The sequence below is a fragment of the Streptomyces axinellae genome (assembly GCF_039532135.1).
GTDB lineage: Bacteria > Actinomycetota > Actinomycetes > Streptomycetales > Streptomycetaceae > Streptomyces > Streptomyces axinellae.
The window spans coordinates 196,584-207,792 of the sequence record NZ_BAAARJ010000006.1 but is presented as its reverse complement, the minus strand read 5'-3'; the positions used below and the strand labels follow the sequence as shown (position 1 = coordinate 207,792).

Below are 11,209 nucleotides of genomic sequence, written 5' to 3'. Positions count from 1 at the left end.
ATGCGCCGGTTCACCAGAGAGAGGGGGTGCAAGTACCCACCGGCACGAGCCGGTTGGCTACGGGTATCGTCGGCCGGACGACCGGAGGAGGACCCCGCGATGACACCCGGCACACCCGGCGCACCCGACACGTCCGGCGCACCCAGGGCCTCCGGGACTCCCGACGGTTCCGGGGCTGCCGGCCGGGGCCGGCTTCTCGCGGTGAGCGATCTGCACGTGGGGATGGCGGACAACCGCCCCCTCGTCGAGTCGCTCCGCCCCTCCTCGGACGAGGACTGGCTGATCGTCGCCGGGGACGTGGCGGAGGTGGCCGACGAGGTGGAGTGGGCCCTGCGGCTGCTCGCGAGCCGGTTCGCCCGCGTGATCTGGACGCCGGGGAACCACGAACTGTGGACGCCCCGGCAAGACCCCCTCCAACTGCGCGGCACGGCGCGCTACACACACCTGGTGGAGCTGTGCCGCCGGCTCGGGGTCGTCACCCCCGAGGACCCGTATCCGGTGTGGCGGGGAGCGGGCGGGCCGGTGGCCGTCGCCCCGGTGTTCGTGCTGTACGACTACACGTTCCGGGTGGCCGGCACGGCGACGAAGGAGGAGTCTCTGGCCCGCGCCTACGACGCGGGGGTCGTGTGCTCGGACGAGTATCTGCTGCACCCCGACCCGTACCCCACCATCGACGCCTGGTGCGCGGCCCGGGTGGCCGGGACGCGGCGGCGGCTGGAGGAGCACGACCCGCAGACGCCGCTGGTGCTGGTGAGCCACTGGCCGCTGGTGCGGGAGCCGACCTCGGTGCTGTGGTACCCGGAGTTCGCGCAGTGGTGCGGCACCGAGCAGACGGCCGACTGGCACACGCGCTACAACGTGGCTGCCTCGGTCTACGGCCATCTGCACATCCCCCGCACCACCCACTACGACGGTGTCCGCTTCGAGGAGGTCTCGATCGGCTACCCGCGCGAGTGGCGACGGCGCGGCCATCCGCGCGGTCTGCTGCGGCAGATCCTCCCCGAGCCGCCGCAGGAGGCGGCCGGGCCCGCGACGGCGTAAAGCGGGCCCCCCGCCCTCGGCCGTCGCAGCCGCGCTCTTCAGCGCGGCCTCGCCGCCGCTCGCTGTCCCGGCCGCCCCTCAACGTCCCGCCGCGTGCAGCTTTCCGGACAGCCGGCGGGCGACCGGCAGCATTCCGGCCGGGAGCGCCAGCAGCAGGGCGAGGGCATACCCGGACACGCCGGCAGCGGAGCCCGGCCCCAGAGTGCCGCCCAGCGCGAGCGTCAAGCCGGTGACCGAGACCAGCGCGGGCCCGGCGTACCAGAGCACGAAGACGACCACGCTGGGGTCGCCGAACGGCGTCGGGACACCGAGGAACAGCAACTCGGTACGGACCGGGCCGCGCACCGCGGCGAGAACGGCCGCGGCGGCGAACGTCAGGGCGCACAGCGGCATCAGTGCCAGCGCGCGCGTCCCGCCGTTGAGCGCGAACGGAACAGCCGCCAGCAGCGCGAGCAGACCGCCCGCCAGTGCCGGTACGAGCGCGTGGTGCAGCATCAGCGTCGCGAAGCGGAACGACGACCAGGACGAGCGCCGCAGGTCGTCGGCCTCCAGCCGGGCCGGTTCCGCCAGCTTGCCGACCCCGAGGTAGCCGAACAGCAGCGCGGCGGCCAGCAGCACGGTGCGGCTGACCGGCGAGTGGAGCGAGGCGGCGAGCCCGGCCAGGCCCGCGCCCGCCGCCGTCCACAGCGCCGCGCCGCCCAGCCTGCCGGGCGACCGGAGGAGGGCTGCCGCATCGCGCCACACCACCACCAGGCGCCGGTTGCGGGGCATCGGCAGTCGCAAGCGCCCGGACCGGCTCCCCTGTCCGCCCAGCGCCTCGGAGACCGCGAGCCGGGCCGCGCGCAGCTCGGCCGACCACAGCACGGAGGCGACCGTCGCCGCGGTCGCGGCCCTGGCCCGCAGCAGCCGGGAGGGGACGCTCGCCGCACCGCGGTGGGCGTGCCAGAGCGCCGCGAGCGTGCAGGAGGCCAGGAGCACGACCGCCACCGGCCAGGCCCCGGCCGTGCCGCTCGCCGGTACGCGCACCGCGTGCACGACGGGCACCACGGCCCAGCCCCAGGGCCCGGACCACAGAAGGCATGCCTCCGGCACGCCCGACCGCCCTCCGGTTGCGGCCCACGCCGCCGCTGCCGCGAGCGCCGCCAGCAGCAGCACCGCGTACGGCGTCAACCTCCGTACGAGGTGAGCCTGTTGGGGGCGCCGTTCCACGTGGAGGCCCAGGGAGACCGCGAGCAGCGGCAGGCAGACCCCGGCGGGCAGGCAGAGCGCGAGCGCCTCGCCCAGCGGCGCCAGTCCGGCCAGCCACAGCAGTGCGGCCCCGCCTTCGGCGCCCAGCACACCGGCGGTCAGCGCGAGAGCGGCGGTGAGCCGGAAGGCCGGACGCAGCACCCTGGCCCGGTCCACCGGCTGATCCAGCAGCCAGGCCAGTGCGGGGCGCGGCACGATCACCGGGCCGCGCCACAGCGCGTCGCGCGCGGCGGCCAGTGCGAAGGCGAAGGCCGCGAGCACGAGAGCGGTGGGCAGCGCGCGGCGCAGCGCCTCGGCGGTGTCGCCCTGCGCCGCGGCATATTCGAGCTGCCGGGCGAAGCGGTAGCCGAGTGTGCTGCCGTAGCCGAGGACGAGCAGGAACAGGGTGTAGGCCAGGACGCCGAGTTCGCGATTGCGCCTGCCCCGGTGGTCCCGGCGCAGCTCGCGCAGCCGGCGCAGCGTCTCGGGCGTCCGGTCGAGGTCGGGGGTCCAGCCCGCGCCGTCGTCCTCGCCGTCGTACTCGCTGTCGTACTCGCTGTCGGTCCTGGCCCTCGCGTCGGTGAGCAGCGCTCTCCTCGACGTCTCGTCCGGCGCGGTCACGCCAGGCCGCCGTGCGGGTCGAGGACCGCGGCGGGCTCCCCCGCCGCGACGACCTCGCCGTCCTCCAGGACGACGACGTGGTCGGCCACCGCGTGGACGAGTTCGGCCTGGTGGGTGGCGAGCAGCACGGCCACGCCGTCGTCCTTCTCGCCGTTCAGCAGGTGGACGAGGCGTCCACGTGCGCCCGGGTCGAGGCGCTGTTCGGGCTCGTCGAGGAGGAGCAGGTCGCGGGGGCGCACGAGCGCGGCGGCGAGCGTCAGGGCCTGGATCTGCCCGGACGAGAGCGCCGAGGGCAGGTGGTGGGCATGCGCGCTCAGGCCCCGGTCGGCCAGCACCTGGCCGATCCACGCGTCGGCACCGGCGATGTCGTGGGCCACAGCGATCAGTTCGAGGTGGTCGCGCACGGTCAGGTCCGGATAGAAGGCGACCGTGTCGCCCGCGACGGCGACACGGGCCCGCACCTCCGGGTCGTCCTCGTCGATGGGCCTTCCGTCGAACAACACCCGCCCGGTACTGGGCATATCGCGCCCGGCGGCGATGCGCAGCAGCGTGGACTTGCCCGACCCGTTGTGTCCGAACAGCACGGTGCACGTGCCCCGGTCCACATCCAGGTCCAGCGGGTGCAGCGCCTGGAGCTGCCCGTAGGCCCTGCTGACCCCGCGCAGCCGCAGCAGGGTTCCGGCCCCTGCTTCCTGGCTGCCCCGGCCTCGGGGCAGCGGGCCCGGCCTAGCCACGGTGGCGGTCGCGGGGCCGGGCGAACACCGTTATCTCGTGGCCGAGGAAGGTGTCCTGCCGGGAGGGGGCGAAGCCGAGCCGCCCGGCGACGCGGGCCGAAGCGGTGTTGACAGGGTCGATCATCGCGGTGAGGTACGGGACATCGAGGCGGGCGAGCCCCCACTCGACCACGGCGCGGGCCGCCTCGGTGGCGTAGCCGTGCCCCCAGGCGGCCGGCCGGAGGGTCCAGCCCGCCTCCACCTCGTCGAACTCCGCCCAGTAGTTGAGCCCGCAGCGGCCCAGGAACTCCCCCGTCGCCTTGAGTTCGACGGCGCACAGGCCGTGCCCGCGCGTGGCCCATTGCCCCTCGATGTCCGCGATGCGCTCCCGCGCCTGCTCGCGGGTGTATGCGGGGGTGAACCGGTGGACGAGCGGGTCGGATTGCAGCTCGACGAAGAGGTCCAGGTAGTCGGCGGTCAGCGGTCTGAGGACCAGCCGCTCCGTGGTGATCACGGCCTCGGGCCTGCGCTCGGGAGGCTTCATGGCCGTCATGCTCTCAAACGGACCCGGGGGTGGTCCGGCGGGCCCGAGGGTGGTCCGGGCCCGGACAAAGTTGAACCGATGACTGTTGTCTTTCGTAGTCGTCGGCGAGAGGTGTCGCTGGACACACGGGCACAACAGCCGCATGACAGGGGCCTGGTGTATCCCCTTCCCACGCCGGGCCACCGCAGAAAGGACAGTGGAAGACGATGACCGCCCCTCCCCCTGATGACACGAATTATTCTGATGACCCGTATTCTTCTGATGATGAATACAAGATGGTGGCAAAGTCGGGCAACCAAGCCAGGCTGAACCGCGAACGACCCGAACTGAGCCGGTTGAGAATCCCGGGTGCTTCCCAGGAAGTCGATAATTCCAGAGCGGCTTCCCCCTCCCCAGTGGCCGAGGACCATTCACCCACAGTCGGGCCTGACGCTCCAATGTTCGCCCGTTATGCCCCCGGCCCGGATTCCCCCGTGCTCGGGCCACCCGGCATGAATCCACGGCCCGCTCCCGCCGAGCAGAACCCGGCGCAAGCGAACACGCAGTCCCCTGACACGAGCACCGGGCCCGCAGCGCGCGAACAGCCCGCTCCCAAGGACAAGTACAGCCTCTATCCGGACCCCAAGCTGAGCGACCCCAGGCACCTGACCGATTCGTTGCCCCAGGCCGCCCTGAGCAATGAGGCCCGCGCGCTCCTGGCAAGGACCCCGCGTCCGCAGCAAAATGCCGCCGCTCCCAACCCGGACCGCACCAGCAAAATGGCCAAGGCATGGGCGAAGATAAAGCCCAAGGGCCATGGCCGCTCAAAGTGAAAGCTACCGCTTGCGACGGAGCCGAGTCCGCCCCTGTCAAAGACAACTGACCCGCCCCGCCCGGCGGTTACCGGCCTTGCCCGGAGCGGCTCGGCAAGGGAAAGCCGCCCCGGGTGAGCGAGCGCCGTCGCCAGGACGGCAGGTGTGGTCCGCCACCGCGCCGACGGGAGGGTGGCGGACACACTTGCCGTCCGATCGGTCAACGCCCGGCGTCAGTCAGCGCACGGCGCGGCGAACGCGGCGAGCAGCGCGGCGGTGAGCGCCGAGCGGGTGACCATGCCGGAGACGGTGGCGTGTTCGGAGCGGGCGTGGGCGCCGCCGCCGACGGCGCCGAGGCCGTCGAGTACGGGAGTGCCCGCCGACTGGGCGAAGTTGCCGTCGCTGGCGCCGCCGACCGAAGCCTCGCGCAGGTCGAGCCCGAGGGGCGCGGCACAGCGGCGGGCCAGGTCGTAGAGGGCCGCCACGTCCGGGGTCCGCTCGAAGACGGGGCGGTTCCAGTCGCCCGTCAGCGCCAGGCGCGTGCCCGGCAGCGCGGGCTCCAGCGCGGCGAGTTCGTCGGCGATGCGGCGCTGTTCGCCGGACTGGGCGACCCGTACGTCGAGGTCGGCGACGGCCTCGCCCGCCGTGACGTTGCTGCGCGTCCCGCCGTGCAGGACACCGACGTTGACGCTGGTGCCCGCGTCGTGGTCGGCGAGCGCGGCCAGCCGCAGGGTCTGGTGCGCGGCCTCGTGGACCGCGCTCGCGCCCGCCGTGGGGTCGAGTCCGGCGTGTGCCTCCTCGCCGTGGACGGTCAGCCGGAAGAGGCCGACGCCCTTGCGCGCCGTCTTGACCGCGCCGTCGGCGCTCGCCTCGAAGACGAGTGCCGCGCGGGAGCGGCGGGCCTCGGCGATGATCTCCTCGCTGGAGGCCAGGCTGCCGGTCTCCTCGTCGCCGTTCAGCAGCAACGTGCAGGCGGGGCGCGGCAGTCCGAGCGCGTCCAGGGCGCGCAGCGCCCACACCAGTTGCACCAGCCCGGACTTCATGTCGAAGACGCCGGGCCCGGTGATCATGTCGCCGTCGCGGGTGAAGGGCCATGCGGCGAGGGTGCCGCCGGGCCAGACGGTGTCGTAGTGGCACAGCAGCAGCAACGGCGGCTGCGCCTCCTGCGGTTCGGCGTCCCGCTCCCCCGCTCCCGGCCCGGTGGCCGCGTACCGGCGCACGAGGATGTCGCCCGCGCCGTCCCTGGGCAGCAGTTTCTCCTCCTGCGGGGCGCCGAGCGCGTCATCGAGCCAGCCGCGCAGCCAGGTGAGGCAGACCTCCAGCGCGGCGGGGTCGTCGCTGGGGCTCTCCAGCCCGGTGTAGGCGGCGAGGTCGGCGACCATGTCCTCCTGGTGCGCCGCCAGCCAGGCGTGCACCTCGCGGGCCTGCTCCTCGGTGAGGAGAGCGGCGGTGGGGAGGGCCGCGTCCGTGGGGAGAGCCGGTGCTTTGTGTGCGCCGCCCTGTGCGAGGTGGTCGAGTGCGTCGAGCCGGGATTCGGCCATGGCCTCGGGGTGCCCCTCCAACTCCCGCAGTCCGGCTATCACTTCACGCAGTACGGGGGTCGGCACCCCGGTCCTGGCGGCCTCCGCGAAGACGGTCTCGTAGTGGGTGGTGACCTCGACGGGGCGGTGGCGGACGGCCAGGTCGCGCCAGATGCCGCTGCGGTCCTTGGGCTGGGTGCGCAGCCAGGCGGTGAGGCGGGCGACGGCCTCGGCCCGCGCCTCATTCCCGCTGCCGGTACCGGCGTCAGCGCGGAAGGCGGGGGCCTCGAAGGCGTCGAAGGGCTCCAGTCGGACGCCGAGCGCGTCGGCGACGTCGAAGACCTCACGGGCCACCGCGAACATCGCCGGACGGTGCCGGTCGATCAGGTCGGCCATCGGCGCGTCGGCGAGCGCGGTCGCCGCGAGCATCGCGCCGAAGCCCGCCTTGGCCCACAGATACCCCTCGACGTTGTCGCCGGCCACGGCCCCGGTGCCGGGGTGGAGGGCCTCGACCAGTTCCCGGACCCGCTCGCCGGCCGGGGCGCCGCCCACCTCACCGAGCACGAGCGCGCCGGGGCCGCCGTCGCGGATGACGCCGGGGCTCTCGACATCGGCGAAGATGTTCACGAACGCGGCGACGGTGCGCTCCGCGCCGATGTGCTCGGCGATCAGCGGCTCGTTGAAGCCGTTCTGCACGGAGACCACGAACCCGTCCGCCGCCAGGCGCGGCGCGATCCAGCCGATCGCCGCCTCGGTGGCCTGTGCCTTGACGGCGAGCAGCACTCGGCGCGGCGGCGGTCCGTCGAACTCCTCGGGGGTGCGGGCTGCCACGTTCACCGTTTCGGTGCTGCCGTCGGGGCGCAGCACCCGCAGCCCGTGTGCGCGGATGGCGGCGACGTGTGCCGGATCGCTGTCGATGAGGGTGACGGGATGCCCGCCGCTGGCCAGCGCGTGGGCGAGGGTGCCACCGATGGCGCCACCCCCGACCACGGTGATGACGTCAGAGGTGTCGTCGGCGGTCATATGAAGGTCCTGCCTTTCTGAATCCTGCGGGATCTGGATGCCACGGGGGCCGGGGCGCCGCCCCGGGGGGGGGCCGCCGCGGGGCCCGAATGCGCGGTTGGTGTACGGATGCGAGCGGGCTGCTCGCGAGGGGTACGGGCCGGCTGCTCGCGCCGCCCGGGGGTGGCACGGGCGGGCCGGACGGCACGTGCACGTGGAGTGCCGCCGCCCTGGGGCCCGGCGCTCGCCGCCCCGGGCCCCGGGCCCCGGGCCCGCCGGGATCGGCGCATACACGGCGGGTGCCCCGGCGGACGGCGCGTATCCAGGTGACGCGCCGTCAAGCAGCCGCTTTTGGCGGCACGTTGGTCGGTACACGCCTACGGGGAGCGCGCGGGCCCGGCGCCGTACGCAGGCGGGCTTGGGCGGCGCGACCGCCGTCGGGCGGGGCCGGACGGGTCCTGACGGGACCGGGACCGGGACCGGACGGCTGTCCGGCGTACGCGAAGTGACCGGCCGGGGTCAGCCGGGGGCGGGTGCGTCCCCGTCGGACGTGGCGGCGGCGGGGTGTTCGGCCGCCGCCCGTGGGGGCCACAGCCTCGGCAGGTGGCTCGCGCCGGTGCTGGAGCCGCCGTCAACGCGCAGGACCTCGCCGGTGATCCACGCGGCCTCGGGGCCCGCGATCCAGCGGACGGCGCGGGCGATGTCGGCGGGGGTGCCGGGGCGGCCCAGAGGGTTGGCGGAGACGGCCGCCGCGTACTCCGGCGCGACGGGATTGACGTCGCTGTCCACGGCGACGAAGCCGGGGCTGACGGCGTTGACGCGGATGCCGTGCGGGCCGAGTTCGAGGGCCGCCGCGCGGGTGGCCGTCTCAAGCGCCGCCTTGGTCGCGGCGTAGGGGCCGCCGCCGGGGCGGGCCCGCAGCGCGGCGCCGGAGGAGATGTTGACGACCGAGGCGCCGCGCCCCGACGCCACGGCCAGGCGGGCGAGTTCGGCCGTGGCGAGCACGGGGGCCCGGGTGTTGAGTGCGAAGAGCCGGTCCCAGTCCTCGGCCGTGACCTCCAGCATGTCGATCGACGGGTAGGCCCCGGCCGCGTTGACCAGGACATCGACCGGGCCGCGGGCTCGCCAGGCGCGGGCGATCGCGCCGGCCGGGCCCTCGGCGCCGGACAGGTCCACGCTGTCGGTGGCGATGACGGTGCCGCCCTCCCCTGGGCGCGGGCCCGCTTCGGCGAGTTCGCGTGCCGTCCCCGCCAGCCGTTCGCCGTCCCGGTCCACCAGCGACAGCACCCCGCCGCCCGGCCCCCGCTGGGCGAGGGCGTGGTCGAATTCCCCGGCCACGGCCCGGCCGATGCCGCGTGCCGCGCCGGTGACCAGGACGTGCGGCGCGCTCGCGGCGGTCCGCGTCGTGCCCGCCGTCGCGGCGGTGTCCGCGCCAGTGCCCTTCGCCGATCCGGTTGGCGCCATCAGTCGAACTCCTTGTCCTTGGTCTCGGGCATCGTCAGATAGACCACGAGGGAGATCAGCGAGGAGGCCGCGACATACAGCCACAGCCAGTCGCGCAGTCCGGCCTCGTTGAGCCAGGTGGTGAGGTAGGGCGCGGTGCCGCCGAAGAGGGCGACGGCCAGCGCGTAGGGCAGGGCGATGCCGGTGGCGCGTACCTCGGGCGGGAACTGCTCGGCCATGATGACCGCGCAGTTCGCGGAGTATCCGAGGATCAGCAGCATGCCGACGAGCTGGACGAGGAAGACGCTCAGGAAGCTGTCGCCCATCAGGTGCAGCAGCGGCCACGAGAGCAGGACGAAGCCGCCGGCGAAGACCGCCATCGTCGGCTTGCGTCCCACCCGGTCCGAGAGCCGCCCGGCGAAGGGCAGCAGCACGACGAAGACGATCAGGCACAGGGTCTGCGACAGCAGCGCCTGGTTGAGGGGGATGCCGGTGGCGAGGTTGGCGTACGTGGGCAGGTAGTTGACCCAGATGTAGTAGGTCAGCGTGCCGGCGACGGTGATGCCCGCGACGCGCAGTGCCGCCGCCGGGTGCTCGGTGAACATCGCCTTGAGGGGGTTGGCGCGGGCCCGGCCCTCGCCGCGTGCCTTGGTGAAGGACTCGGTGTCCTCGACGGAGACCCGCAGCCACAGGCCGAGCAGCCCCAGCAGCCCGCCGACGACGAACGCGGCCCGCCAGCCCCAGGTGTGCAGGGCCTCGTCGCTCAGCAGCGTGGTGACGAGGGTGCCCAGCAGGGAGGCGATGAGCACTCCGCCGCCGACCGAGACCTGCTGCCAGGACCCGGCGAAGGCGCGCCGTCCCGGGGCCGCCGACTCCACGAGGAAGGCCGAGGAGGATCCGAACTCGCCGCCCGCCGAGAAGCCCTGCACCAGCCGCGCCAGCAGCAGTACGACGGGCGCGGCGATGCCGATGGTCTGGTAGCCGGGGGTCAGCGCGATGACGAAGGAGGCGCCCGCCATCAGCGCGATGGTCAGGGTGAGGCCCTTCTTGCGGCCGTGCCGGTCGGCGTAGGCACCGAGGAAGGCGGCGCCTATCGGGCGCATCACGAAGCCGACGGCGAAGACCGCGAGGGTGGCCAGCAGGGCGACGGCGCCCTCGGACTTCGCGAAGAAGACATCCGCGATGATCTTGGCGAAGATCGAGTAGAGCGCCCAGTCCACCCACTCGACGGTGTTGCCGATGGTCCCGGCGACGATCGCCTTGCGCTGCGCCTTGGTGAGCTTGGCCGAGGGGGCGGCGACGGCGGGCGCCGCGGCTGTGCGGGAGGCAGCGGATCTCATCGTCCCTCCTCCCCCGGGGCGCCGGTGAGCTGGGCGCGGGCCGCGTCGGCGAGCTGGGCGTGGGTGGCCCACCACACGTCGCGGTGGCCGCCGATGTGGTCCAGCAACTCCCGCAGGATCACCAGCCGGGAGCGGTGACCGATCACGTGCGGGTGCAGGGTGAGCTGGAAGACGCCGCCGGACCGGTACGCCTCGTCGAATTCGTCGCGCCACATCTCCAGCACGTCGCGGGGGCGGGTGTGGGGGCGGACGGAGCTGTAGCGCTCCATGGTGAAGTACGGCGCGTCGTCGCGGATCCAGTCGACGGGGATCTCGACGAGCCCGGTCGCGCGGCCGTCGGCCAGCACCTCGTAGGGCTCGTCGTCGGCCATCAGTGAGGAGTCGTAGGCGAAGCCGAGGTCGAGGATGGTGCCGAGGGTGGAGTCGGAGAAGTCCCAGGAGGGGGTGCGGATCCCGGTGGGGCGGCTGCCGGTGAGTTCGGTGAGGGTGTCCAGGGCGCGGCGTATCAGGTCGCGCTCGTCCTCGGCCGCCAGGAGGGTGTTGCGCTCGTGTATCCAGCCGTGGACCGCGACCTCGTGCCCGTCCTCGGCGTAGCCCCGTGCCTCGTCGGGGTGGAGCAGGGCGGAGACCGCCGGCATGAAGAAGGTCGCGGGCACTTCGCGCCGCCGCAGCAGCTCGCGGATCCGTACGGCGCCGACCCGCGCGCCGTACTCGCCCTGCGCGAGCCGGCCGGGGCTGGTCTCGCCGTCGCGCAGCGGGATCGTCTCGTGGTCGGAGTCGAAGGACAGCGCGACGGCGGCCCGCGCGCCGCCGGGCCAGCGGGCCGGGGTGAGCGCGCGCCCGGCGCGCACGGCCTCGACATGCCCGCGCCACACGGACTCGGGCCACTGCCAGGAGGGGGTGGGCGACTGCGCGGGCACGGGGGTACCAGGGTCGGACGTCGGCATGGGACCTCTCCGGAGGAAGG

At 74.0% G+C, this 11,209-nt stretch carries 9 protein-coding genes; 2 read left to right on the top strand and 7 right to left on the bottom strand.

The window, feature by feature from the left end; translation table 11 throughout:
- The first annotated feature begins 99 nt into the window (after window positions 1-99).
- Window positions 100-1,041: a metallophosphoesterase family protein gene (locus tag ABD339_RS11110; protein WP_344564768.1), complete on the top strand. Its 942-nt coding sequence runs from the start codon at window positions 100-102 to the stop codon at window positions 1,039-1,041.
- A 78-nt stretch (window positions 1,042-1,119) separates the two neighbouring features.
- Here the strand turns inward: ABD339_RS11110 and ABD339_RS11105 are convergent, their stop codons facing one another.
- From ABD339_RS11105 to ABD339_RS11095, 3 genes are read right to left on the bottom strand one after another with little or no spacing between them, the layout of a single operon-like run.
- On the bottom strand, window positions 1,120-2,889 hold the full coding sequence (locus ABD339_RS11105; RefSeq protein WP_344564766.1) for a hypothetical protein: 1,770 nt from the start codon (window positions 2,887-2,889) through the stop codon (window positions 1,120-1,122).
- Window positions 2,886-3,623, bottom strand: a complete 738-nt coding sequence (locus ABD339_RS11100; RefSeq protein WP_344564764.1) for an ATP-binding cassette domain-containing protein — start codon at window positions 3,621-3,623, stop codon at window positions 2,886-2,888. The genes ABD339_RS11105 and ABD339_RS11100 overlap by 4 nt, the downstream gene beginning before the upstream one ends.
- Entirely contained in the window at window positions 3,616-4,146 is a 531-nt protein-coding gene (locus ABD339_RS11095) for a GNAT family N-acetyltransferase (RefSeq protein WP_344564762.1), read from the bottom strand. Before ABD339_RS11095 ends, ABD339_RS11100 begins: the two co-directional genes overlap by 8 nt.
- 206 nt (window positions 4,147-4,352) lie before the next feature.
- On the opposite strand from ABD339_RS11095, the gene ABD339_RS11090 reads away from it, so the two are divergent.
- Window positions 4,353-4,958 (top strand): hypothetical protein, encoded by a 606-nt coding sequence (locus ABD339_RS11090; protein ID WP_344564760.1) that lies wholly within the window; start codon window positions 4,353-4,355, stop codon window positions 4,956-4,958.
- A 212-nt stretch (window positions 4,959-5,170) separates the two neighbouring features.
- On the opposite strand, the gene ABD339_RS11085 is transcribed toward ABD339_RS11090, so the two are convergent.
- The 4 genes from ABD339_RS11085 to ABD339_RS11070 form a co-directional block, all read right to left on the bottom strand.
- The gene (locus tag ABD339_RS11085; RefSeq protein WP_344564759.1) at window positions 5,171-7,480 is read right to left on the bottom strand and encodes a 2-dehydropantoate 2-reductase; all 2,310 of its coding nucleotides are present in this window, start codon (window positions 7,478-7,480) and stop codon (window positions 5,171-5,173) included.
- A gap of 498 nt (window positions 7,481-7,978) precedes the next feature.
- Complete coding sequence (locus ABD339_RS11080) at window positions 7,979-8,923, bottom strand: SDR family NAD(P)-dependent oxidoreductase (RefSeq protein WP_344564757.1); 945 nt, start codon at window positions 8,921-8,923, stop codon at window positions 7,979-7,981.
- A complete protein-coding gene (locus ABD339_RS11075; protein WP_344564756.1) occupies window positions 8,923-10,242 on the bottom strand; it encodes an MFS transporter in 1,320 nt (439 codons plus the stop codon). The genes ABD339_RS11080 and ABD339_RS11075 overlap by 1 nt, the downstream gene beginning before the upstream one ends.
- Window positions 10,239-11,189 (bottom strand): polysaccharide deacetylase family protein, encoded by a 951-nt coding sequence (locus ABD339_RS11070; RefSeq protein ID WP_344564754.1) that lies wholly within the window; start codon window positions 11,187-11,189, stop codon window positions 10,239-10,241. The genes ABD339_RS11075 and ABD339_RS11070 overlap by 4 nt, the downstream gene beginning before the upstream one ends.
- Window positions 11,190-11,209 lie beyond the last annotated feature (20 nt).